At 70.4% G+C, this 24,361-nt stretch carries 15 protein-coding genes and 4 pseudogenes; 8 read left to right on the top strand and 11 right to left on the bottom strand.

All coding sequences use genetic code 11. From position 1 onward, the window contains the following. Positions 1-36: 36 nt before the first annotated feature. The gene (locus AB5J50_RS28895) at positions 37-1,230 is read left to right on the top strand and encodes an NAD(P)/FAD-dependent oxidoreductase (protein WP_369261137.1); all 1,194 of its coding nucleotides are present in this window, start codon (positions 37-39) and stop codon (positions 1,228-1,230) included. Positions 1,231-1,339: 109 nt separating this feature from the next. Continuing rightward, positions 1,340-2,236, top strand: coding sequence for an RNA polymerase sigma-70 factor (locus AB5J50_RS28890; protein WP_369261136.1), 897 nt, complete (start codon positions 1,340-1,342; stop codon positions 2,234-2,236). 293 nt (positions 2,237-2,529) lie between these two features. Here the strand turns inward: AB5J50_RS28890 and AB5J50_RS28885 are convergent. From AB5J50_RS28885 to AB5J50_RS28850, 8 genes and pseudogenes are all read right to left on the bottom strand, one after another. Beyond that, positions 2,530-2,751, bottom strand: a pseudogene (locus AB5J50_RS28885) (sensor histidine kinase); the annotation flags it as partial. Positions 2,752-2,891: 140 nt separating this feature from the next. Then, a pseudogene (locus AB5J50_RS28880) lies at positions 2,892-3,074 on the bottom strand (sensor histidine kinase KdpD); the annotation flags it as partial. Positions 3,075-3,090: 16 nt separating this feature from the next. Next, positions 3,091-3,774, bottom strand: a complete 684-nt coding sequence (locus AB5J50_RS28875; protein WP_369261135.1) for a response regulator — start codon at positions 3,772-3,774, stop codon at positions 3,091-3,093. Between the two features lie 142 nt (positions 3,775-3,916). Continuing rightward, positions 3,917-4,585 carry a potassium-transporting ATPase subunit C gene (locus AB5J50_RS28870; protein ID WP_369261134.1) on the bottom strand — a complete coding sequence of 223 codons (669 nt, stop codon included), beginning with the start codon at positions 4,583-4,585 and terminating at the stop codon, positions 3,917-3,919. Positions 4,586-4,589: 4 nt separating this feature from the next. Then, positions 4,590-6,725, bottom strand: coding sequence for a potassium-transporting ATPase subunit KdpB (kdpB, locus tag AB5J50_RS28865; protein ID WP_369261133.1), 2,136 nt, complete (start codon positions 6,723-6,725; stop codon positions 4,590-4,592). Further along, positions 6,722-8,386 (bottom strand): potassium-transporting ATPase subunit KdpA, encoded by a 1,665-nt coding sequence (gene kdpA, locus AB5J50_RS28860; RefSeq protein WP_369261132.1) that lies wholly within the window; start codon positions 8,384-8,386, stop codon positions 6,722-6,724. The genes kdpB and kdpA overlap by 4 nt, the downstream gene beginning before the upstream one ends. An 8-nt stretch (positions 8,387-8,394) precedes the next feature. Then, positions 8,395-8,484, bottom strand: coding sequence for a K(+)-transporting ATPase subunit F (gene kdpF / locus AB5J50_RS28855; RefSeq protein ID WP_043188605.1), 90 nt, complete (start codon positions 8,482-8,484; stop codon positions 8,395-8,397). A 351-nt stretch (positions 8,485-8,835) separates the two neighbouring features. Continuing rightward, positions 8,836-10,712, bottom strand: a pseudogene (locus AB5J50_RS28850) (APC family permease). Between the two features lie 222 nt (positions 10,713-10,934). Between AB5J50_RS28850 and AB5J50_RS28845 the strand changes: the two are divergent. Together AB5J50_RS28845 and AB5J50_RS28840 are read left to right on the top strand one after the other, a co-directional pair. Continuing rightward, the gene (locus AB5J50_RS28845) at positions 10,935-11,489 is read left to right on the top strand and encodes a hypothetical protein (protein ID WP_369261131.1); all 555 of its coding nucleotides are present in this window, start codon (positions 10,935-10,937) and stop codon (positions 11,487-11,489) included. Between the two features lie 119 nt (positions 11,490-11,608). Further along, complete coding sequence (locus AB5J50_RS28840) at positions 11,609-13,621, top strand: APC family permease (RefSeq protein ID WP_369261130.1); 2,013 nt, start codon at positions 11,609-11,611, stop codon at positions 13,619-13,621. 379 nt (positions 13,622-14,000) lie between these two features. Here the strand turns inward: AB5J50_RS28840 and AB5J50_RS28835 are convergent, their stop codons facing one another. After that, positions 14,001-14,810, bottom strand: a complete 810-nt coding sequence (locus tag AB5J50_RS28835) for an SDR family NAD(P)-dependent oxidoreductase (RefSeq protein WP_369261129.1) — start codon at positions 14,808-14,810, stop codon at positions 14,001-14,003. Between the two features lie 306 nt (positions 14,811-15,116). Beyond that, positions 15,117-15,410: pseudogene (locus tag AB5J50_RS28830) on the bottom strand (potassium-transporting ATPase subunit B); the annotation flags it as partial. Positions 15,411-15,821: 411 nt separating this feature from the next. Here AB5J50_RS28830 and AB5J50_RS28825 point away from each other — a divergent pair. After that, positions 15,822-17,234, top strand: coding sequence for a hypothetical protein (locus AB5J50_RS28825; RefSeq protein WP_369261128.1), 1,413 nt, complete (start codon positions 15,822-15,824; stop codon positions 17,232-17,234). A gap of 109 nt (positions 17,235-17,343) precedes the next feature. On the opposite strand, the gene AB5J50_RS28820 is transcribed toward AB5J50_RS28825, so the two are convergent. Further along, positions 17,344-18,918 (bottom strand): Na+/H+ antiporter, encoded by a 1,575-nt coding sequence (locus tag AB5J50_RS28820; protein ID WP_369261127.1) that lies wholly within the window; start codon positions 18,916-18,918, stop codon positions 17,344-17,346. 181 nt (positions 18,919-19,099) lie between these two features. Between AB5J50_RS28820 and AB5J50_RS28815 the strand changes: the two genes are divergently transcribed. From AB5J50_RS28815 to AB5J50_RS28805, 3 genes are all read left to right on the top strand, one after another. Continuing rightward, positions 19,100-21,592 carry an ATP-binding protein gene (locus AB5J50_RS28815; RefSeq protein WP_369261126.1) on the top strand — a complete coding sequence of 831 codons (2,493 nt, stop codon included), beginning with the start codon at positions 19,100-19,102 and terminating at the stop codon, positions 21,590-21,592. Continuing rightward, the gene (locus AB5J50_RS28810) at positions 21,589-21,870 is read left to right on the top strand and encodes a DUF4118 domain-containing protein (RefSeq protein ID WP_369261125.1); all 282 of its coding nucleotides are present in this window, start codon (positions 21,589-21,591) and stop codon (positions 21,868-21,870) included. Before AB5J50_RS28815 ends, AB5J50_RS28810 begins: the two co-directional genes overlap by 4 nt. Before the next feature lie 341 nt (positions 21,871-22,211). Continuing rightward, on the top strand, positions 22,212-24,173 hold the full coding sequence (locus tag AB5J50_RS28805; protein WP_369261124.1) for an amino acid transporter: 1,962 nt from the start codon (positions 22,212-22,214) through the stop codon (positions 24,171-24,173). Positions 24,174-24,361 lie beyond the last annotated feature (188 nt).

The raw sequence follows: 24,361 nt of genomic DNA, 5'->3' as shown, positions 1-24,361 counted from the left end.
TCTTGAGGCCGAACGCCTTGAAACGAAGGAGACACCGTGACTCAGAACACCGATGTGGTCGTCATCGGCGGCGGATACGCCGGCGTCATGGCCGCCAATCGCCTGACGCAGCGCGACGACGTGACCGTGACGCTGATCAACCCGCGCCCGGCCTTCGTCGAGCGGATCCGCCTGCACCAACTGGTGGGCGGGTCCCACGACGCGGTCGTCGACTACCGGGAGGTCCTGGCCGAGAGCGTCCGGTTGGTGGTCGACACCGTGACACGGATCGACGTGGCCGAGCGCGGCGTGACACTCGCGACCGGCGGCACGGTCGGCTACGACTACCTGATCTACGCGGTGGGCAGTGGCAGCGCCGACCCGCGCGTGCCCGGAGCGGCCGAGTTCGCTTACCCGATCGCCGGCCTGGAGGAGGCGCGGCGGCTGCGGCCCGTCCTCGACGCCGCGCCCGCCACGGCCGCGGTGACGGTTGTCGGAGCCGGTCCGACCGGCATCGAGACCGCCGCCGAGCTGGCGGAAGGGGGCCGCCGCGTGACCCTGGTCTGCGGCGGGGTACTCGGCCCGTACCTGCACCCGCGGGGCCGACGCTCGGTGGCCAAGCGGCTCGCCGGACTCGGTGTGACCGTGCTCCAAGGTCCCGGCGCGAAGGTGACGGCGGTGACCCGCGATGCCGTACGGCTCGATGACGGCCGCGAGCTGCCGAGCGAGGTGACCATCTGGACCGCCGGGTTCAGCGTGCCGGACCTGGCCGCGCGCAGCGGGCTGAGCACCGACGCCATGGGCCGCCTGCTCACGGACGAGACCTTGACGAGCGTGGACGACGTACGCGTCGTCGCAGCCGGGGACTCGGCGGCACCGTCGGACCTGCCGTTCCGGATGAGCTGCCAGGCCGCGGGCCCGCTGGGCGGGCACGCCGCCGACACGGTGCTCAACCGGATCGCGGGTGAGCAGCCCGCGCCCATCGCCCTGGGGTTCGTCGGCCAGTGCATCAGCCTGGGCCGTCGGGCCGGCATCTTCCAGTTCGCCCACAGGAACGACACCGCGATGGGGCTCCACGTCGGCGGTCGCCCTGGTGCGAAGCTCAAGCAGCTCGTTTGCTGGGGCACGGTCAAGCAGCTGGCCGACGAGGCGAGCAAGCCCGGTTCGTTCAACTGGGCCTGGGCCAAGGACGACAAGCGCCAGCAGCAGCTGCGGGCGGCCGAGCGCGGCGAGGCCGCTGTCCACCGCTGAACCGGCGTCGGACAGGATCATCGGCTACCAACGAAAAGGACCTTGCTGTGGGGGGACGCGTGAAGACCGTAGGCAACCAGGGCAGGTCACGAAGGAGAGGGGTCGAGAAATGAGCGACCACCCCACCGACCCGGCGACTGAGACGTTCGTCGCCCACCGCAACCTGCTCTTCACCGTCGCCTACGAGATGCTCGGATCGGCGGTCGACGCCGAAGACGTCCTCCAGGAGACCTGGCTGCGGTGGGTCAAGGTCGACTTGGCCCAGGTGCAGGACCAGCGCGCCTACCTGGTCCGGATCACGACCCGGCAGTCGCTCAACCGGCTGCGCTCCATGACGCGCCGCAAGGAGGCGTATGTCGGCCCCTGGCTGCCCGAGCCGATGCTCACGGCGCCGGACGTGGCCGAGGACGTCGAGCTCGCCGAGAGTGTGTCGATGGCGCTCATGCTCGTCCTGGAGACGCTGTCGCCGACCGAGCGCGCGGTCTTCGTGCTCCGCGAGGCCTTCGACGTCAGCTACGACGAGATCGCGGCCGCCGTCGACAAGAGCCCGGCGGCCGTCCGCCAGATCGCCCACCGCGCCCGCCGGCACGTCGATGCCCGCCGCCCCCGCGAGGCGGTCTCCCCCGGCGAGACCCGGGCGGCACTGGAGTCCTTCCGGCGCGTACTCGACACCGGGGACCTACAGGGCCTCCTTGACGTGCTCGCCCCCGAGGTCGTCCTGATGGGCGACGGCGGCGGCATCAAGCGGGCCGCGCTGCGGCCGATCAGCGGCGCCGAGAACGTGGCCCGCTTCATGATCGGTGGCATCGGCAAGAACAAACTCCCGATGACCGTCACTCCCACCATGGTCAACGGCACCCCCGCACTCCTCGTACACCTGGACGGGGAGGTCGACGGCGTCATGGCGATCCGCGTCGAGGACGGCCGCATCACCGGCCTCTACTACGTCCGCAACCCCGAGAAACTGACCCACATCGAATCCGAAACCCCGCTCACCTTGCGATGACCCCCGTACGGCTGGTTTCTTCGCCCCCGCCGCCCCTACCCGTCCCATCCCTGGGGGCTGCGCCCCCAGGCCCCCCTAAAAGATTGCGCAGTTCCCCGCGCCCCTAAAAGAACCCGGGGCGGGCGGGGGATTGCGGGGCGCAGCCCCGCTTCTAGGGGCGCGGGGAACTGCGCGAACGGCCCCCACCGGCCCGCAGCCGACAAACGACCCACGGGGTCTGGGGCGGAGCCCCAGGAACGGGATGGGACGGGTAGGGGCGGCGGGGGCGAGAACACCTCTCGGCCACGCCCGCCCTAGTTGACGGACCTCGCCGGAAGGTCCGTACGGTCCGGCGGCCGGAGGACCGGTGCCGCCCGCAGGGTGAGGACCATGGTGAGCCCGCCGCCGGGGGTGTCCTCGACGTTGAGCGTGCCGCCCATCGCCTCGGCGAACCCGCGGGCGACCGCGAGGCCGAGGCCGACGCCCGCGCCGCGCGGGGAGTCCCCGTAGCGCTGGAAGGGCGCGAAGATACGGTCAGTACGCCTTCGGTCCGGGCGTCGGCGCGACGGTCGCCCGGGAGTCGGGTCCCGACCTGGACGTCCGCCTGATCACCCACGACGAGGCGGGCAAGGGACGCGGTCTGTCCACCGTCCCGCGCTCCCAACTCGGCCGCCATGCGCGGCAGCTGCTCAAGGCCGTGCAGCATCACCTCGGTGCGCGGCCGGTGGTGGTGCTCGACGAAGGCGACCACGCAGTCGGTGCCCCGCTCGACGCGGCGGTGTGCCTCGGAGAGCATCGCGTATGTCTTGCCGACGCCCGGTGCCGCACCGAGGTAGATCCGGAGTTTGCCGCGTCCCATGGTGTCTCTCAGACCCTCACGCCTCGAAGCGGTAGCCCATGCCGGGCTCGGTGATCAGATAACGGGGGTGGGAGGGATCCGCCTCCAGTTTGCGCCTGAGCTGGGCCATGTAAACGCGCAGATAGTTGGTCTTGTTTCCGTAGGAGACGCCCCACACCTCCTGGAGGAGCTGGCGCTGTGTGATGAGCCGGCCCGGGTTGCAGACCAGGATCTCCAGCAGATGCCACTCGGTCGGGGTGAGGCGGACGTCGCGCCCGTCGCGGGTGGCCTTCTTTGCGGCCAGGTCGACGGTGAAGCCGTCCGTGGTGACGATGACGGTCTCGGGGGCGAGCGTCACCGCCTCCGTACGGCGGACGGCGGCGCGCAGCCGGGCCAGCAGCTCGTTCATGCTGAACGGCTTGGTGATGTAGTCGTCGGCGCCCGCGTCGAGCGCGGCGACCTTCTCGTCGGAGGCCCGGCGCGCGGACAGCACCAGGATCGGTACGCGGGTCCAGCCGCGCAGGGCCTTGATGACGTCCGTGCCGTCCATGTCGGGCAGCCCCAGGTCCAGTACGACCACGTCGGGCCGGCGCGCGGCGGCGAGCCGGAGCGCGGTGGCCCCGTCGGGGGCGGCGTCGACTCCGTACCCCCGCGCCTGCATGTTGATCACGAGCGCCCGTACGAGCTGTGGGTCGTCCTCCACCACCAGCACCCGGGTCATCGGTGTGGGCCTTTCCTGTCGCAGAGAGGGTTGCACGGAGGGCCGGTGCCGATGAGCGGGCAACCGGCGTCATGGCTGCGGGAGTTGACGATTCCGGGATCGCTCCCGGGCCGCCAACTCCCGCGTGGTGCGCGTAAGCCCATCAGCTCTTCGCCACGAGTTCCTTGAGCGCGATGTTGAGTTCGAGGACGTTGACGCGGGGCTCACCGATGAAGCCGAGGGTGCGGCCGTCGGTGTGCTCGTCGACCAGCTTCTGCACCTGGGCGACGGACAGGTTGTTCTTCTCCGCGATCCGGTGGACCTGGATGTCCGCGTAGTCCGGGGAGATGTCCGGGTCCAGGCCGGAGCCGGAGGACGTCACCGCCTCGGCGGGCACGTCGGAGGCCTTGACCTTGTAGTCCGGGGTCGAGTTGTCCTTGATGACCGCGGCCTTGGCGTCCTTGACCCACTTGATCAGGTCGGTGTTGTCACCGGAACGGTTGGTGGCACCGGACAGGATCAGCTTGTACTGCGTGTTGACGCCGTTGGTGCCGAGGCCGTTCTGCGGACGGCCCTGGAACCACTTCAGGTCGGGCTCCGGAATCTCCTGACCCTTCTTCAGCGGCAGGTTGTAGGCCTGACCGATGAGAGAGGAGCCGACGACCTTGCCGTTGGACTTGATCTCCGAGCCGTTCGCCTTGTCGGAGAAGAGGCCCTGGGCGATGCCCGTGACGACCAGCGGGTAGATGACGCCCGTGACCAGGGTCAGCACGAGCAGGGCGCGCAGGCCGGCCCAGAGCAACCGGGCGGTGTTCGTAACCGAGTTGTTCATGGGATCAGCCGATTCCGGGGATGAGGGAGATGATCAGGTCGATGATCTTGATGCCGATGAAGGGCGCGATCAGTCCGCCGATGCCGTAGATCCCGAGGTTGCGGCGGAGCATCTTGTCGGCGCTCATCGGCCGGTACTGCACACCCCGCAGGGCGAGCGGCACCAGCGCGATGATGATCAGCGCGTTGAAGATGACCGCGGACAGGATCGCGGAGTCGGGCGAGGACAGGTGCATGATGTTCAGCTTGTCCAGGCCCGGGTAGACCACCGCGAACAGCGCCGGGATGATCGCGAAGTACTTCGCGACGTCGTTGGCGATCGAGAAGGTCGTGAGCGCACCACGGGTGATCAGCAACTGCTTGCCGATCTCCACGATCTCGATGAGCTTGGTCGGGTTGGAGTCCAGGTCCACCATGTTCCCGGCCTCCTTGGCGGCCGAGGTACCGGTGTTCATGGCCACACCCACGTCCGCCTGGGCCAGCGCGGGAGCGTCGTTCGTGCCGTCACCGGTCATCGCGACGAGCTTGCCGCCCGCCTGCTCACGCTTGATGAGCGCCATCTTGTCCTCGGGAGTCGCCTCCGCGAGGAAGTCGTCGACGCCGGCCTCGTCCGCGATCGCCTTGGCCGTCAGCGGGTTGTCACCCGTGATCATGACGGTCTTGATGCCCATGCGGCGCAGCTCGTCGAACCGCTCGCGCATGCCTTCCTTGACGACGTCCTTGAGGTGGATGACGCCCAGGACGCGGGCGCCCTTGTCGTCCTCGACGGCCACGAGGAGCGGGGTGCCGCCCGCCTCGGAGATCCGGTTGGCGAGGGTGTCGGCGTCCTCGGAGACCGTGCCGCCCTGCTCCTTGACCCAGGTGATGACCGAACCGGCCGCACCCTTGCGGATCTTGCGCCCGTCGACGTCCACACCCGACATACGGGTCTGCGCGGTGAAGGCGATCCACTCGGCGTGCGCCAGCTCGCCCTGGTGCCGCTCACGCAGCCCGTACTTCTCCTTCGCCAGGACGACGATGGAGCGGCCCTCGGGCGTCTCGTCGGCCAGCGAGGAGAGCTGGGCGGCGTCGGCGACCTCGGCCTCGGTGGTGCCGGTCACCGGCACGAACTCGGAGGCCTGGCGGTTGCCGAGGGTGATGGTGCCGGTCTTGTCGAGGAGGAGGGTCGATACGTCGCCCGCCGCCTCAACTGCCCTGCCGGACATGGCGAGTACGTTCCGCTGCACCAGCCGGTCCATGCCCGCGATACCGATCGCGGAGAGCAGCGCGCCGATGGTGGTCGGGATCAGGCAGACGAGCAACGCCACCAGCACGACCATCGTCAGATGCGTACCCGCGTAGTCCGCGAACGGCGGCAGGGTGGCGACGGCGAGCAGGAAGACGATCGTGAGGGACGCGAGGAGAATGTTCAGCGCGATCTCGTTGGGCGTCTTCTGCCGGGCCGCGCCCTCGACCAGGGCGATCATCCGGTCGATGAAGGTCTCGCCCGGCTTCGTCGTGATCTTGATGACGATGCGGTCGGAGAGGACCTTCGTACCGCCGGTGACGGCCGAGCGGTCGCCGCCGGACTCGCGGATGACCGGAGCCGACTCACCCGTGATGGCCGACTCGTCCACGGACGCCACGCCCTCGACGACGTCACCGTCGCCGGGGATGATGTCGCCCGCCTCGCAGACGACCAGGTCGCCGACGCGCAGCTCGGTGCCGGGCACCTGCTCCTCGGTCTTGCCGTCCGAGGCGAGGCGACGGGCCACCGTGTCGGTCTTGGCCTTGCGCAGGGTGTCCGCCTGCGCCTTGCCGCGGCCCTCGGCCACCGCCTCCGCCAGGTTGGCGAAGATCACGGTCAGCCACAGCCAGGCACTGATCGCCCAGCCGAACCAGTCGCTCGGGTCCTTGAAGGAGAAGATCGTCGTCAGCACGGAGCCGACGAGGACCACGAACATCACGGGGGACTTGACCATCACCCGCGGATCGAGCTTGCGGAAGGCGTCCGGCAGCGACTTGAGCAGCTGCTTCGGGTCGAACAGACCGGCGCCGACCTTGCTTTCGTCCTTGTGGCCGGTCGGCACATCGCTGTGCGGCGCCCGGGTCGGAGTGGCTGTGGACATCTCGTCCTCTTGCTTCTCTGTACGAGTGGTCATGACGCCAGCCCCTCGGCCAGCGGACCCAGCGCCAGGGCCGGGAAGTAGGTCAGACCGGTGATGATCAGGATCGCGCCCACGAGGAGGCCGGTGAACAGCGGCTTCTCGGTGCGCAGGGTGCCCGCGGTCGCCGGGACCGGCTTCTGCTCGGCGAGCGAGCCGGCCAGGGCCAGCACGAACACCATCGGCAGGAAGCGGCCGAGCAGCATCGCGATACCGATGGTGCTGTTGAACCACTGCGTGTCCGCGTTCAGACCCGCGAAGGCCGAGCCGTTGTTGTTGGCGCCCGAGGTGTAGGCGTAAAGGATCTCGGAGAAGCCGTGCGCCCCGCTGTTGGTCATCGAGTGGCCCGGGGTGGGCAGGGCCATCGCCGCGGCGGTGAAGATGAGCACCAGCGCCGGGGTGATGAGGATGTAGCAGGCCGCGAACTTGATCTCGCGGGTGCCGATCTTCTTGCCCAGGTACTCGGGGGTGCGGCCGACCATCAGACCGGCGATGAACACCGCGATGATCGCCATGATCAGCATGCCGTAGAGGCCGGATCCGGTACCACCGGGCGCGATCTCACCGAGCTGCATGCCCAGCATGGTGATGCCGCCGCCGAGTCCGGTGAACGAGGAGTGGAAGGAGTCCACCGCGCCGGTCGAGGTGAGCGTCGTGGAGACCGCGAAGATCGACGAGGCGCCGACACCGAAGCGGGTCTCCTTGCCCTCCAGCGCCCCGCCGGCGATGTCGAACGCCGGGCCGTGGTGGTTGAACTCGGTCCACATCATCAGGGCGATGAATCCGACCCAGATGGTCGCCATCGTCGCGAGGATCGCGTAGCCCTGCTTGAGGCTGCCGACCATGCGGCCGAAGGTGCGGGTCAGCGAGAACGGGATGACCAGCAGCAGGAAGATCTCGAAGAGGTTCGTGAACGGGGTGGGGTTCTCGAAGGGGTGGGCACTGTTGGCGTTGAAGTAACCGCCACCGTTGGTGCCGACCTCCTTGATGGCCTCCTGCGAGGCGACCGCGCCGCCGTTCCACTGCTGCGAGTCGCCGAAGAACTGGCCGACCGAGTGGATGCCGGAGAAGTTCTGGATCGCGCCGCACGCGACGAGCACGATCGCGGCGATCACCGAGATGGGGAGCAGGATGCGGATCGTGCCACGCACCAGGTCGGCCCAGAAGTTGCCGAGCTCACCGGTGCGGGAGCGGGAGAAGCCGCGCACCAGCGCGACGGCCACCGCGATGCCGACGGCCGCGGAGACGAAGTTCTGGACGGCCAGACCGGCGGTCTGCACGACGTGGCCCATGGCCTGCTCGCCGTAGTACGACTGCCAGTTGGTGTTCGTCACGAAGGACGCGGCGGTGTTGAACGCCTGGTCCGGGTCGATCGAGGAGAAGCCGAGCGAGCCGGGCAGGCTGCCCTGGATGCGCTGCAGCAAGTAGAGGAAGAGGACGCTGACCGCCGAGAAGGCGAGGACGCCGCGCAGGTAGGCGGGCCAGCGCATCTCCGTGTTCGGGTTGGCGCCGATGCCCTTGTAGATCCACTTCTCGACGCGCAGGTGCTTGTCGGAGGAGTAGACCTTGGCCATGTAGTCGCCGAGGGGACGGTAGGCGAGTGCCAGTGCCGCTATGAGAGCGAGCAGCTGGAGCACGCCGGCGAGGACGGGGCTCATATCGGTGCTCAGAACCTCTCCGGGAAAACGAGGGCGAGGATGAGATAGCCCAGCAGGGCGACGGCCACGACAAGGCCGACGATGTTCTCGGCGGTCACAGCGACACCCCCTGGCGCCCGGAGGCGAGGACGAGAGGGCCCGGCAGGGCGGCGGACACCACGAAGCCGACGCCGCCGATGAATACAGCCTCGGCGGTCACAGCTTCGTCACCCCCTTGGCGACGAGGGCCACCAGCGCGAACACCGCGATCGTGGTGACGACGAAGGCCACGTCGGCCATCGTGAGCTCCTAGATGAGGTTCGGATTGAACGGTCGGTTAGAAGGAAAGCGCCTCTGTGGCCGGATTCGGCCGCCGTTGACGGCACCCTTACGGGGCGCAGTACGCCTTTGACGCATCCCTTACGGATGCCTTCGGAACCTCGGGTCCCGGGGCCTGCGGAACCCCTGCTTCAGGACAGCCGGAACCGCAGCCGGCAGATCACCGCGCCCGTGTCCTTGCGCACGGCGTGGGCGACGACCGCGCCCCGCTGGTTTGCAGCAGCCTCCCCCACGCTCGGCTTCGCTCGCGCGGGGGCACCCCCAGCCACAGCCGGTCGGGCTCGACCTCGGGGATCAGCACGGTGACGCGGGTGCCGGGCTCGTCGGCGGCGATGGCACGTACGTACGACGCTATGGGGCGGCCAAGCGCCCGGCGTTCGGAGGCGAGCCGAACAAGTGGGACGCCGGGGTTCCACTGCTCCCAGGCGCTCTCCAGGGCGGCGGCGTGGGCGCGGTCCTCGGCGTCGGGGTGGCACACGGTGACGGCGCGCACCTCGTCGCCGAGGGAGGTGGCGGCGTTGATCGCCTCGCAGGTGAGCCGGGACAGGTTCGACACGGGCATGATCACCAGGGAGCGGTCGCGGTGCGGCGGCTCGGGAACGCGCCCGAGGCCGAGCCGCTCCCCGATCCGGGTGTACGCCCGGTGCACCGTCTCGAACGCGGCCACCAGCAGCGGCAGAGCGATCCCTATCAGCCAGGCGCCGTCCTCGAACTTGGTCGCCGTCACCACGACCGCGGAGACGCCGGTCAGTACGGCGCCGAAACCATTCAGCAGAGCCTTGCCCCGCCAGCCCCTCCCCCGCCCCTCGCGCCAGTGCCGGACCATGCCGATCTGGGCGATCGTGAAGCCGATGAAGACGCCGATGGCGAAGAGCGGCACGAGGGTGTTGGTGTCGCCGCCGGAGAAGACGAGCAGGCCCGCCGACACAAGGGCCAGGGCGAGCACGCCGTGGCGGTGGACCTGGCGGTCGGCCTTCAGGGCGAAGACGTGCGGGAGGTAGTTGTCGCGGGCCAGCAGCTTCAGCAGGACGGGGAGGCCGCCGAAGGAGGTGTTCGCGGAGAGGGCGAGCAGGATCATCGTCGCGAACTGGATGACGTAGAAAGCCCAGTTGTGGCCGAGCGAGGCGTCCGCGAGCTGGGCGAGGACGGTGACGCCCGCGACCGGCTGGAGGTGGAAGCGCGAGATCAGCACCGACAGGCCGATCAGCATCACACCGAGTACGGCGCCGAGGGCGACCTCCGCGCGCTGGGCGCGCTTCACCCGCGGGACGCGGAAGGACGGCACGGCGTTGGCGAGGGCCTCGACGCCGGTGAGCGCGCTGCACCCGGAGGCGAAAGCTTTCAGCAGAAGCAGGGCGCCGACGGTGGTGGCGTTGTCGGCGAGGACGGAGGCGTGCCCGGCGGCCGCCGGGGTGCTGACGGGCGCGGACCGGAAGAGGCCGACGACGATGAGCACGAGGATCGAAACGACGAAGACGGCCGTCGGCACGATGAAGGCGCGCGCCGACTCGACGATCCCGCGCAGGTTCACGCCCGTGATCAGCACGAGCACGGCCAGGCATATCCACAGCCGCTCGTCGTAGAGCGACGGGAAGGCCGAGGTCAGAGCGGCGACACCGGCCGTGACGGCGACGGCGACGTTGAGCACGTAGTCCAGAACGAGCGAGGCGGCCGCGACCAGGCTCGTCCGCGCGCCCAGGTGCGTCCTGGCGACGGCGTACGAGCCGCCGCCGTCCGGGAACGCCGCGATCACCTGGCGGTAGGAGGCCACCAGCACCGCGAGCAGACCGGCGATGGCGAGCGTGACCGGCAGTGTGAAGCCGAGGCCGTGCGCGCCGGCGGCGGCCAGCACGAGGACGATCGCCTCGGGGCCATACGCCACCGACGCCATCGCGTCCAGCGAAAGGGCGGCGAGACCCGTGACGGCGGTGAGGCGGTGGCGCTCGCCGGTATCCGGAGGTTCCTCATCGGCGGGGGTGGCGCCGGGCGCGGCGGTCAGGACGGACATGGGGCACGTGCTCCTTCACTCACTTCACGAAAGGAGCCGCGCACGCGGGGAGGCGGTGCGCGGCTCAGCCCAGGTTCGGCCCGCCTCCGGCCGCATACGAGCACCCCTTGCGCGTTCTTCGCGCCGAAGACCCGGTCCTTGTCGAATCCTTGACGCGGAAGCGCATCAGGGACCCGTCAAGGTGTGGTGCCTCCGGCCTTCCGGGTCTTTACCGTCGGTTGTATGGAACGCCGCAACGACGCGCGCAACGCGGTCGACGCACACCTCGGGTCACCAGCGGAAGTGGCGCACGACCGCCACTGGGCCTCGGACCTGCGCAGCTCGATCCGCTGCGCGGCCGTACTCCTCGCCCTTCTGCTGCTGATCGACTGGGCCGCCGGCACCCTCACGGCGCTGCGCGCCACGCTGTGGGTCACGCTGGCGGTGCTGCTGTTCCTGGTCCTGTATCCCGCCCGGGTGTCCGCCGGTGAGGGCTGGCTGGTCTCGCGCGGGCTGCGGGGCGCGCGGCGGGTGCGGACCGATCACCTGGTGTCGGTGCGCTGCCTGGACGGTGTCGGCCAGCGGCTCGTCCTGCGGGACACGTTCGGCGCGCGCGTCGAGATCGACCCCCGTGTCCTGATCACCAACCCCCCGCTGTGGCACCGCCTGGACGAGGACGCGCGCGTCTCCGCCCTCCGCGGCTCACTGACGTGCGGGGCGACCGCGCTGCGCCGCGTCGCGGAGCGGATCGACCGCGAGACGGCGATGACCGTGTTCAAGGTGTCGGGGATGAAATAGCCCGGTCATGGCGGTTTGCGCCAAATGTACGTATCTTTCGAAATCCTAACGGTCCCTTAACGCCCTCCGGGCCGGTCGCCCTCCCCCTCCGTCCCCGTCGCCCGGCCTACCCTCACGCCGTGTTCAACGTGACGGGAATGCTCAAGCGGTTGGTGATCGGGCGGGCGATGCGCAGCGAGGAGCTGCACGAGACGCTGCTGCCCAAGCGGCTCGCCCTGCCGATCTTCGCGTCCGACCCCCTCTCGTCGGTGGCGTACGCGACCCAGGAGATCCTGCTGGTCCTCACCCTCGGCGGGCTCGCCTACCTGCACTTCACACCGTGGATCGCCGCGGCCGTCGTGGCACTGATGACGGTCGTGGTGCTCTCGTACCGCCAGGTCGTGCACGCGTACCCGAGCGGGGGCGGCTCGTACGAAGTCGTCTCCACGAACCTCGGCCCCTCGGCCGGACTGGTCGTCGCCGCCTCACTCCTCGTCGACTACGTCATGACGGTGGCCGTCTCGGTCGCGTCCGGCGTCGACAACATCATCTCGGCCGTCCCCGAACTGGCCGACGCCCGCGTCCTGATGGCCGTCGGCTTCGTCGCGATCCTGGCCGCGATGAATCTGCGGGGCGTACGCGAGTCGGGCCGGGCCTTCGCCGCCCCCACTTACCTCTTCATCGGCGGCGTGCTCATCATGGTGATCACGGGCCTGATCCGTTACGTCCTCGGGGACGCGCCGGTCGCCGAGAGCGCCAAGTACGGCGTCACGGCCAACCCTTCGGACGCGCACCTCGCGGGCCTGGCCCTGCTGATGCTGGTGCTGCGCGCGTTCTCCTCCGGCTGTACGGCGCTGACGGGTGTGGAGGCGATCTCCAACGGCGTACCGGCGTTCCGCAAACCCAAGTCGAAGAACGCGGCCTCGACGATGGCGGCGATGGGCAGCACCGCGATCGTCATGTTCGTCGGCGTCACCGCGCTCGCCCTGATCACCAAGGTGCACATCACGGACGACGCGTGCCGGCTGACGGGCCTCGACGGCAACTGCGCGACGTACACGCAGCGCACGGTCATCGCCCAGATCGCGGCGGCGGTCTTCGGCGGCGAGAACAGCGTCGGCTTCTACTTCATCCAGGCCGCGACAGCACTGGTCCTGATCCTGGCCGCGAACACGGCCTTCAACGGCTTCCCGCTCCTGGCCTCGATCCTCGCCCAACACCGCTACCTGCCACGCCAGTTGCACAACCGCGGCGACCGCCTCGCCTTCTCCAACGGCATCCTGGCCCTGGCGATCGTGGCCGCGCTCCTGCTGTGGGGCTTCCAGGCGAACGTCACCAACCTCATCCACCTCTACATCCTGGGCGTGTTCACCTCCTTCACGCTCTCCCAGCTCGGCATGGTCCGGCACTGGAACCGGGAGCTGCGCACCGAACTCGACCCCGGCGCACGCCGCCGCCATCACTCGTCCCGCGTGATCAACGGGCTCGGCGCGGTCGTCACCGGCCTGGTCCTGGTGATCGTGCTGGCCACCAAGTTCACCCAGGGCGCGTGGCTTGCCGTACTCGCGGCGATCGTGCTGTGGGTGATGATGCGCGGGATCAGGCGGCACTACGACGCCACGTCGGCGGAGCTGGCGGTGATCGACCCGAAGAGTGAACTGACCCTTCCCTCCCGCGTGTTGGGCATCGTGCTGGTGTCCACCCTCCACAAACCGACCCTGCGCGCCCTCGCCTACGCGCGCGCCTTCCGCCCCGACCGGCTGGAGGCCCTGACGGTCTCGGTCGACCGCGACGAGGCTGCCGCCCTGCGCGCACGCTGGGAGGAGTACGGCATCGGCGTCCCGCTGAAGATCATCGACTCCCCGTACCGCGAGGTGACCCGACCGGTCGTGGAGTACGTCCGCTCCATCCGCCGCGAGAGTCCGCGTGACATCGTCGCCGTTTTCATCCCCGAGTACGTCGTCGGCCACTGGTGGGAGAACCTGCTCCACAACCAGTCCGCCCTGTGGCTCAAGAGCCGTCTGCTCTTCACCCCCGGCGTCATGGTCACCAGCGTCCCGTGGCAGCTGAGCTCCTCGGCCCACGCGGACCGCCCGGCGGCGCGGGCGCCGGGTTCCTTCCGCCGCGGCGAGCCCCAGCACCACCAGCGGTGAATTCGCCCCCGAGCCCGTGGGGTTGTGTGTCGGCTGCGGGTGGGTGGGGGCTGGTCGCGCAGTTCCCCGCGCCCCTGAGGCGCGGGGCTGCGCCCCGCGATCCCCCGCCCGCCCTGGTTCGTTCGGCTGCGGGACGGTGGGGGCCGTTCGCGCAGTTCCCCGCGCCCCTAAAAGGGGCGCGGGGAACTGCGCAATCTTTTAGGGGGTCTGGGGGGCGCAGCCCCCAGGAACGGGATGGGACGGGTAGGGGCGGCGGGGGCGAGAAACGGGTTAGCGCCGGCCCGCCTTGCGGCCGTGGTTGGCCTTCTTCTTGCGGCGGGCCTTCTTCTTGCGGGCGCGCTTCGACATGGGCATCAACTCCGCTGGATGTGAGGGAAGTTCAGGCGGCACGGCCGACAAGGAGGTCGGCGAGCCTGGTGAGGCGCATGACGGTGCGGTCCTCGGTGGCGGCGGGGGCCGGCGCGACGCGCTCGGCGCGGTCGTAGTACGCGCCGTTGACGATCTCGACGGACGGGTCGCAGAGGCGGACCACGTGCGCGGCCCCCTGGGCGGGTGTGACTCCCTCGTGGGCGTAGAGGGGGAGCAGCGCGGTGTCGCAGACGCCCGGGTGGACGGAGACCGCGGTGACGCGCGGGTCCGCCGCGAAGACCGTCAGAGCCAGCTGCGACTGGGCGTAGGCCGCGAGCCGGGAGTAGCGGCGGGCGCGGTTCGGGTCGCTCCACTGGATGGAGCCGGTGCGGTGCAGGGACGACGAGACGTTGACGACGCGGCCGCCCGGGTCGCTCGTGAGCGCCGGCTCCAGCAGACACGTCAGCAGGTAGTGGGCGAGGAAGTTGACCTGGAAGGCGATCTCGTTGCGGTCCGCGGTGACCGTGTGCCGCTCGGGGGCGGCCATGCCGGCGTTGTTCACCAGGACGTCCAGGTGCGGGTGCTCGGCGACGACACGGGCCGCCATGGTCTCGACCTCGTCGAGGCGCGTGAAGTCGGCGGCGAGGGTGCACAGGCGGGCGGCGTCGATGCCCGCCGTGGCGACGAGGCGGTCGGCGGCCGCGCGCGCCTCCTCGGCGGTGCGGCCGTGCATCAGCACGGTGGCACCGCGCTCGGCGAGCTGCCGGGCGGTCTCCAGGCCGATGCCGGAGGTGGCTCCGGTGACGAGGACAGTACGGGACGAAAGGGCGGAGTCAGACATGGTCCATCCGGGAGAGGAGATGAGGAGATGCGGGTGTGCGTACGTCTGGGCGTACAGGCATGGAAAGGGGCGCCGGACGTGGGTCACGGCGCCCCTGGGTTACGGAAAGCGCGTCAGCGGACGGCGGACGCGGGCGCTTCCGTGCAGCGAGGCGCACGCCGGGACGCCTGATGAGGCGGCCGGTCGATGAGGAGCCACTCGCTGTTCACACTGTCCATGGAATCCGGCGGAGCCGTCCCGGGCAAGCCCGACTCGCCTTCCCTTACGCCCCTCTGACGTGCCCGGGCGTCTTCTTGACGGGGTGCCTCACGCCAGCCCCGGCACCCCCGAGATCAGCAGATCGATCAGCTTGATGCCCACGAAGGGGAGCACCAGTTCGCCGAGTCCGTACAGCATGAGGTTGCGGCGCAGCGCCGACGACGGCGTGTAGCGCACACCGCGCAGCGCGAGCGGGATCAGCGCGACGATGATCAGCGCGTTGAAGATGATCGCCGAAGTGATCGCGGACGTCGGGCTGTGCAGGCCCATGATGTCGAGGGACTCCAGGCCCGGGTAGGCGCCCGCGAACATCGCCGGGATGATCGCGAAGTACTTCGCCACACTGACGTCCGCGGCCTCTCCGGCGGCCGAGGGGAAATCCAGCCCGGACGGACGCCCTGACTGCCCCGTCCGGTGCGGTATTTGCGGCTCCCTTACGGCCGGTCGGACTGTCGCGTCAAGGCGCCGTCAAGGTCACCTGAGAAGGCGTCAGGGGCGCGTCAAGGGATGACATCCGTGGCCGAAACCGGTCGCAGACTGAACGGCACGGGGGACACGGGCGACCGTCCGTGGCGTGACGTTGGAGGGCTCGTGACCATCACGGCCGGTACCTCTCGCAGTGCTGAGGCGGGGGCCAGGACTGTCGCACGGCCACAGCACGGACCGGTCGCCCCGCCCGGGGGCGAGTCCGGTCCGCGGCCACGAGGGGGGTCGCGGCCGGGCGGACCGGGGCGTCGCCTCCGTCGCGGGGCCGTGGCCGCGCGGGCCGCTCTGCGCCGCCGCTACTGGGCCACCGTGCCCGCGCGGCTGCGTCTGTTGCGCGCGGCCACGCTCTCGCTCGCCGTCGCCCTCGCCGCGCTGCTCCTGCTCGCCGGGCTCGCCGCCTCCGGCACCTGGAACGCCGTCGCGAACCGCGACGCACCCCGCACCACCAGCGCCGCCGACCTCAACCTCGCCCTCAACGACATGGACGCGCAGGCCGCCAACCTCCTGCTGTCCAGCGGCAACGCGGGCAAAGGGCGCCTGGAGACGCCGTACGAGAAGGCGTTCGGCTTCTACGGCGACGCCCGCCGCGAGATCGGCCACGACCTGCGCACGCTCGCCGTCGCCGCCCAGGGCGACCGGGCCGACGAGCGCACGGTGGAGTCCCTCACGGACAACTTCGCCGAGTACCAGGAACGGATAGGGCGCGCCCTGGAGAACGATGCCCGTGCGGGCGGCAAGGCGGCCGCGCTCAGCGACTACCGCACGGCGACCGATCTGCTCCAGGGCCAACTCCTGCCGGAGGCCCGCACGTTGGTGGACTCCAACGACCAGGCCTTCGGCGCCGAGTACGACCGGGCGCGGTCGACCCTCTTCGCCCAGCTCGCCGCCGTCCTGAATCTCGGCGTACTGCTGCTGGTCACGCTCGGTGTCCTCCAGTGGTACCTGGCCCGCCGCTTCCACCGGATCCTCAACCCCGGCGTGCTGGCCGCCACGGTCTGCGCCCTGCTCGCCGTGCTCCTCGGCACCCAGGCGCTCGCCGCCTCCGCCACCCACCTGCGCGTCGCCCGGCACGACGCCTTCGACTCCGTCGTCGCCCTCTCCCGCGCCCGCGCGATCGCGTACGACGCGAACGCCGACGAGAGCCGCTGGCTGCTCGATCCCGGGCGCCGCGAGCAGTACGGGCCCTCCTTCCTCGCCAAGTCGCAGAAGCTGTACGGGCTTTCGGACGCGACCCTGTCCGACTACGACACCGAGCTGGCCCGGACCTGGCAGATGTACGAGACCGATCACGACGACCTGGAATTCACCGGCGAGTTCCGGCGCGAGCTCGACAACATCACCTTCAGCGGTGAGCGGGCCGCCGCCGAGAAGACGGTGCAGGCGTACGCCGTCTACCAGCGTGACGACCGGAAGATCCGTGCCCTGGTCGCGCAGGGCAAGGAGCACGAGGCGGTCGAGTTCTGCATGGACTGGCAACCGGGGACGTCCAACGCGCACTTCGGGGCGTACATGGCCGCGCTCGGCAAGGTGACCGACATCAATCGGCGGCACTTCACCGCTTCCGTGAGCGCGGGGCGCTCGGAGGCGACGGGGGTGCTGCCCTGGGCGTGCGGGCTGCTGCTCGTGGCGGGGGCACTGACCCTGCTGGGGCTGCGGCCGCGGCTCGCCGAGTTCCGCTGAGGACGGGGTTCTTCGCCCCCGCCGCCCCTACCCGTCCCATCCCGTTCCTGGGGGCTGCGCCCCCAGACCCCCCTGAAAGACTGCGCAGTTCCCCGCGCCCCTGGAACGCTCACGCGTCCGTCAGCCTCGCCTCCTCCAGGTCGAGTGACCGTTGCAAGCGTCGGCGGGTCGTATCGCTGATGCGGTGTTCGTCGTACAGGTGCTGGAGTTCGGCGGCCTCGACGGCGATCAGGTCGCGGCGCAGCTGGCGGTAGACGAGGTCGGCGGACTCGATGCCGACGCCGGTGCCGTTGGATTCGGCGAGGCGGTCGCGGGCGTCGTCGAGGCGGGCGGTCAGGCCGCGGCGGAGGCGGTCGAGGACGACGTCCGGGACGGCCTCCAGCTCTGATATCTCGTCCAGGCGGCCGAGGCCCGCGTGGGCCAGACTGCAGCGGGCCGACGCCTCCTCGCGTTCGGTGTGGTCGGGTTCCAGGGCTATCCCGGAGCGGCGCACGACCGTGGCGAGGGAGAAACCCTGGACGACGAGGGTCGCCACCACGACCGACGTGGTCAGGACCAGGACGAGCGGGCGCTCGGCGAGCGGGGAGTCGGGGTTCGTCGCCACCGGGATCGAGAGGGCGGCGGCCAACGGGACCACGCCCCGGGTGCCCGCCCAGGTCAGCACCACCGGCACCCGCCAGTTCATGCGGGTGATGCCGCCCTTGCGCTGCACCACCGCCGACAGCGGCGCCAGCCACAACAGGCGTACGGCGATGAGCGTGGCGGCGACGGCGAGCGCGTACAGGGGCCAGGCCCGGTCGCCGTCGGACAGGGCCTGCACCTGGGCGGGCAGGGCGAGCCCGATCAGGCTGAACACCACGCTCTCCAGCAGGAACACCACCGTGCCGTAGACCGCGTGCAGCTGGAGGCGGATGCGGGCGTTGGTGAGGCGGTCGCCGCGGCCGCCCAGGACGACTCCGGCCACCACGACCGACGTGACGCCGGAGGTGTGCGCGGCCTCGGCCAGGACGTAGGCCGCGTACGGGGTGACCAGGGCGATCACCGTCTCCAGGACCGGGTCCTCGGTGCGCCGCCGTATCAGCGCGACGACGCCGGCGACCGCCGCGCCGATGACCGTGCCGCCGCCCGCAAGGAGCAGGAACTCCCCGCCCGCCGACCCCCAGCTCGCGGCGGCCGAGGCCACGGCCACGCTCACCGCGACCCGGAACAGGACCAGCGACGTCGCGTCGTTGAAGAGGCTCTCGGCCTGGACCAGTACCTGCACCTTCGGCGGCAGTGCGAGCCGTCTGCCCAGCGCGGTGACGGCCACCGGGTCGGTGCTGGCGAGCACCGAGCCCAGCACGAACGCCATCTGCCACGACAGGGGCGAGACGAAAGAGGCCACGGCGGCCACCGCGGCGGCCGAGGCCAGCACCAGACCGATCGACAGCACCCCGACCGGCTTCCACACCGCGCGCAGCTCACGCCAGGACAGTTCCTCGGCGCTCGCGTACAGCAGCGGGGGCAGCACGACGAGCCCGATGATCTCGGGGCTGATCTCGATCTCCGGGGTGCCCGGCAGCATCGCGACGGCGAGGCCCGCGACGACGAGCAGGGAGGGTGCGGGGATACGCCAGCGGCGCGCGAAGGTCGCCACCAGGGTGGCGAGTACGACGAGAGCCAGGACCGTCCCTACGCTGCGCATGCCGTCCCCTTGGCCATGAGAAGGAGACCTTGTGGCCCCCTGCCGACCAGACTTCCCGGCACACCGCCTTCACCCTATCGGGCCAGGGCCCGTCAAGGCAGTGTCAACGTCCACGTGAGCGGCGCCAGGGAGTCGTCAAGATCCGTGCCGGGACGGTGTGCCGAGGAGTTGGCTGAGGGGGATGAATGACGTACGGCCGGGACGGCTGAAGGTCTACCTCGGGGCCGCCCCGGGAGTCGGCAAGACCTATCGCATGCTCGACGAGGGGCGTCGCAGGGCGGCACGCGGCGCCGATGTGGTGGTGGGGTTCGTGGAGTGCCACGACCGGCCGCGCACCGAGGCGATGCTCGACGGCCTGGAGAGCGTGGAGCGCCTTCAATGCGCCTATCGCGGCGGCGAGTTCACGGAAATGGACCTCGCCGCGGTCCTCGCGCGCCGCCCGCAGGTCGCGCTCGTGGACGAGTTCGCCCACAGCAATGTGCCGGGCACAGGCCGCAACGCGAAGCGCTGGCAGGACATCGAGACCCTGCTCGCCGCCGGCATCGACGTCATCACGGCGCTCAACATCCAGCACCTGGAGTCCCTCAACGACGTCGTCGAGAAGATCACGCGGGTGCCGCAGCGCGAGACGGTGCCCGATGAAGTCGTACGACGGGCACAGCAGATCGAGCTGGTGGACATCCCGCCCGAGGGGCTGCGCCGCCGCATGGCGCACGGCAACATCTACGCCCCCGAGAAGGTCGACGCGGCCCTCGCCAACTACTTCCGGCCCGGCAATCTGACCGCCCTGCGCCAGCTCGCCCTGCTGTGGGTGGCCGACCGCGTCGACGAGGCGCTGCAGTCCTACCGCTCCGAGCACGGCATCGGCGGAGTGTGGGAGACCCGGGAACGGGTCGTGGTCGCGCTCACCGGCGGACCGGAGGGCGACACCCTCATCCGGCGGGCCGCCCGCATCGCGGACCGGTCGGCGGGCGGCGACCTGCTCGCCGTGCACGTGACCCGAAGCGACGGTCTCGCCGCGGGCGCCTCGCATGCCTCCCTCGCCCGGCAGCGGCGGCTCATCGAGGACCTCGGCGGCAGCTACCACTCGGTCGTCGGCGACGACGTGGCGACCGCCCTGGTGGAGTTCGCCCGCGCCGAGAACGCCACCCAGCTCGTCCTCGGCACCAGCCGCCGCGGCCGTATCGAGCGCTTCGTCACCGGGCGCGGCACGGGCGAGACGGTGGTCGAGCTGTCCGCCGACATCGACGTCCACATGGTCACGCACGAGCGGGCGGGGCGCGGCACGCTGCTGCCGTCACGGCGTCGTACGCTGCCCACCGCGCGGTTGGTCGCCGGGCCCGTGGCCGGCCTCGTCCTGCCGGTGCTGCTCACTCTTGTCCTGGACCGGGTGCGCGGCACCGTCAATCTCACCAGCGAGGCGCTGCTGTTTCTGCTCGCCGTGGTGGGCGTGGCCTGCATCGGCGGTGTCGCCTCGGCCGTGGTCGCCTCCGTCACGGCGTCGTTGCTGCTCAACTACTGGTTCATTCCGCCCATGGGCCGGTTCACCCTCAACGATCCGAACGCGCTGCTGGCCCTGGCGATCTTCGCGGTGGTGGCCGCCACGGTCGCGGCCGTCGTGGACCGGTCGCTGAGGCTGTCCAGACGCTCCGCCCGCGCCACCGCAGAGGCGGAGACCATGTCGTCCCTCGCGGGCACCATCGTGCGCGGCGGCGCGACGATCCCGGCGCTGCTGGAACGTACGCGGGAGACGTTCGGCATGGACTCGGCGGAGCTGGTGGAGGAGCCGCCCGACTCCGGCGCGGCCTCGGCGCCCGTCGGCTCCGGCTCCTGGCTCGTGCTGCACGGCCGCGTTCTGCCCTCCTCCGAGCGGCGCGTTCTAGCCGCCTTCGCCGCGCACGTCGGCGCCGCCGTCGAACGGGCCCGGCTCGCCGAGGCCGCCGCCGAGATCGAGCCGGTCAAGGCGGCCGACCGCATGCGCACGGCTCTCCTGCGAGCGGTCGGCCACGACCTGCGCACCCCGCTCGCCGCCGGATGGGCCGCCGTCTCCTCGCTGCGCAGCCGTGACGTGGAATTCTCCGCCGAGGACCGGGACGAACTCCTCGCCACCGCCGACGAGTCGATGGCCAAGCTGAACCGGCTGGTGGAGAACCTGCTCGACCTCAGCCGCCTCCAGGCCGGCGTCTTTACCCTCAGCCTGCGCGCCACCGCCCTGGAGGAGGTCCTCCCGGCGGCCCTCGCGGACACCCCCGAGGTCGAGGTGGGGGACCTGGAGGAGATCCCCGTCGTACTCGCCGACCCGCCGCTCCTCGAACGCGTGATCGCCAACCTGGTCGGCAACGCGGCCCGCCACAGCCCGGCCGGGCGCAAGGTGCTGCTCGCCGCCAGCGCCCACGCGGGCCGTGTAGAACTGCGCGTCGTCGACCGTGGTCCCGGCCTGCCGGCCAACGACCGCGACCGGCTCTTCGAGCCGTTCCAGCGGCTGGGCGACACCGACAACACGGCCGGGCTCGGCCTGGGCCTGGCCCTCTCCCGGGGCCTGACCGAGGCGATGGACGGCACCCTCGTCCCGGAGGACACCCCGGGCGGCGGTCTGACGATGGTGCTGTCGCTGCCGTTCGCCGAGCAGGCGGAGCTCCCCCGGGGCCCGCAGAGCGTAGGAGGTGGCACATGAACAGCAGTCCGGTACCGATGAGAACCCCTTCGGCAGCGAACGGAGGTCCGGTGCGGGACCGGCTCGCCCTGGCGGCCGCTCTCGCGGGACCGATTCCGGTGGCGCTGGCGCTCGTGCCGTTCCGTACGGATCTGTCGCGCACGAACGCGGCGCTGATCCTGGTCGTGGTGGTCGTCGCGGTCGCCGCGATCGGCAGCCGCGCGGCGGGCGCGCTCGCGGCGCTGTCGGCGGCGGCCTGGTTCGACTTCTTCCAGCGTCCCCGCATCAGCGGCGCGTAGCCGTGGGAGGCGTCGTCGACCTGGGCGTGGGTCAGTTCGAGCGGGGCGGCGGTGGGCTGGGGCATGTCGGTACGCCACTTCGGTTCGGTGCGCCTGCTGTGCGCTGCTCCGTAGGGTGCGGGGAGGCCGGATCAGCACGGTTTCACGGCGGTTTCACGGCCCGGGAGACCGCCGTGAGGAGCGTGGCCCCACGGATAGCCCGACCGGCCGGTCTTAACGCACTCTTGACGCGTTCGGCCCAGCTATCCCTGGGCCCTTGAATCACTCTCTGCATACGCTGGTGCTTGCCGTGTCCTTGATGGCCGGAACCTTTCGAAGAGCCGTACGTCAGGAGCACCCCGATGGCCACCGTCGACCACGACGCCCGCACGAGCCGCCTGCGTGCGTGGATGCTGGAGGGGCTGTCCGACATGGGCAAGGGCCGCCAGGTGCCCCAGGCCGCCGAGCCGGTGCCCGAGCCCGTGCACAAGGGGCAGCGGTGGTGGCGGGTGATGTGCCTGACCGGCGTCGACTACTTCTCCACCCTCGGCTACCAGCCGGGCATCGCCGCCCTTGCCGCCGGGTTGCTGTCGCCGATCGCCACCATCGTGCTCGTCATCGTCACTCTGGCGGGCGCACTGCCCGTGTACCGGCGAGTGGCCGAGGAGAGCCCCCGCGGCGAGGGCTCGATCGCGATGCTGGAGCGGCTGCTGACGTTCTGGAAGGGCAAGCTCTTCGTCCTGACCCTGCTCGGCTTCGCCGCCACCGACTTCCTGATCACCATCACCCTGTCGGCGGCGGACGCCTCCACCCACCTGGTGGAGAACCCCCACCTCACCAGCGTGCTGCACGACAAGCAGATGCTGATCACCCTCATCCTTGTGGCCCTGCTCGGCGCTGTGTTCCTCAAGGGCTTCCTGGAGGCGATCGGGGTCGCGGTCGTCCTGGTGGGGATCTACCTGGCGCTCAACGCCGTAGTCGTGGTGGTGGGGTTCTGGCATGTGCTGACGGAACCGCACGTCGTCACCGACTGGACCACCGGCCTCACCGCCGAACACGGAAACGTTTTTGCCATGATCGGCGTCTCCCTGCTGGTCTTCCCGAAGCTGGCCCTCGGCCTCTCCGGCTTCGAGACCGGCGTGGCGGTCATGCCGCACGTCGAGGGCGACCCGGAGGACACCGAGGAGAAGCCGGCGGGCCGTATCCGGGGCACGAAGAAGCTGCTGACCACGGCCGCCGTGATCATGAGCGTCTACCTGATCGCCACCAGCTTCATCACCACGCTCCTCATCCCGGAGAAGGAGTTCGAGTCCGGCGGCCAGGCCAACGGCCGCGCACTCGCGTACCTGGCGCACGAATACCTCGGCAACGCCTTCGGCACCGTCTACGACGTCTCCACCATCGCCATCCTGTGGTTCGCGGGAGCCTCGGCCATGGCCGGACTCCTGAACCTCATGCCCCGCTACCTGCCCCGCTACGGCATGGCCCCGCAATGGGCCCGCGCCGTCCGCCCCATGGTGATCGTCTTCACCCTGGTCGCGTTCCTGGTCACCTGGATCTTCGATGCCGACGTCGACGCACAGGGCGGCGCCTACGCCACCGGTGTCCTGGTCCTGATGTCCTCCGCCGCGATCGCGGTGACCATCGCCGCCCGCCGCGCCCAGCAGCACAACTGGACGATCGGCTTCGCCATCGTCTCCGCGGTGCTCCTCTACGTCACCGTCGTGAACGTCATCGAGCGCCCCGACGGCGTCAAGATCGGCGCCTGCTTCATCGCGGGCATCATCCTCGTCTCGCTCCTGTCCCGGCTCGCCCGCGCCTTCGAGCTGCGCGTCACCAGCGTGACCCTGGACGACATGTCCGGACGTTTCATCAGGGACATGGCCAGCCGCCGGATCCGGTTCATCGCCAATGAGCCCGACAAGCGCGACAAGACCGAGTACCGGGAGAAGATCGAGCAGATCCGGGCCGACAACGACCTGCCGACCCAGGAGGACTTCGTCTTCGTCGAGGTCACCGTCCTCGACCCTTCGGAATTCGAGGCGGGCCTGAACGTACGCGGCGAGGTCCTGCACGGCCGCTACCGCGTCCTCACCCTGGAGTCCTCCTCCATCCCCAACGCCCTCGCCGCCCTCCTCCTCCACGTCCGCGACAGCACCGGCTGCACCCCCCACATCTACTTCGAGTGGACCGAGGGCAACCCCTTCGCCAACTTCCTCCGCTTCTTCCTCTTCGGCCAGGGCGAGGTCGCCCCCGTCACCCGAGAAGTCCTCCGCGAGGCAGAACCCAACCGCTCACGACGCCCACGCATCCACGTCGGCTAGAACGGTTTTCGCCCCCGCCGCCCCTACCCGTCCCATCCCGTACCTGGGGGCGATTGCGCAGTTCCCCGCGCCCCTGACAGGCGGGGTTGTTCGTCGGCTGCGGGTGGGTGGGGGCTGGTCGCGCAGTTCCCCGCGCCCCTAAAAGACAAAAGACAACAGCACCCGGGGCGGGCCGGGGCGACGGGGCG

Origin of the sequence: Streptomyces sp. R35 (assembly GCF_041053035.1) — a bacterium.
Classification (GTDB): Bacteria; Actinomycetota; Actinomycetes; order Streptomycetales; family Streptomycetaceae; genus Streptomyces; species Streptomyces lutosisoli.
The sequence above is the reverse complement of the archived record's forward strand: the minus strand, read 5'-3'. Positions and strand labels throughout refer to the sequence as shown.